This window comes from Shewanella sp. T24-MNA-CIBAN-0130, assembly GCF_040310185.1.
GTDB classification, from domain to species: Bacteria; Pseudomonadota; Gammaproteobacteria; order Enterobacterales; family Shewanellaceae; genus Shewanella; species Shewanella psychromarinicola.
In genome coordinates this window covers 1-239 of the sequence record NZ_JBEOPP010000536.1, presented here as the reverse complement: position 1 = coordinate 239, position 239 = coordinate 1, and the positions used below count along the sequence as shown (strand labels likewise).

Genomic DNA, 239 nt, shown 5'->3' with positions numbered 1-239 from the left:
AGTCACAATGGCGTGAAATACTTGGTGCATACAACCGCCACCCGTTTCATAGGCAAGTTTTGCTGTTTGCATCGCATCAAGTGGCGCATATTTAAGTTTTTCACCAAGTTCTAAACGGTAGTTGCCATCTGCGTCTGTGGCAGCAAATGCAGATGTGCCTAATAACGTTGCCCCAGCTGCTGCAGTGCTTAAACCAATAATTTGTGTCAATGCTTGACGTCTGTTTATGCTCATAATAA

At 43.9% G+C, this 239-nt stretch carries 1 pseudogene; it reads right to left on the bottom strand.

Annotation, left to right across the window (positions count from 1 at the left end):
* Positions 1 to 234, bottom strand: a pseudogene (locus AAEZ02_RS23410) (cytochrome C); the annotation flags it as partial.
* Positions 235 to 239 lie beyond the last annotated feature (5 nt).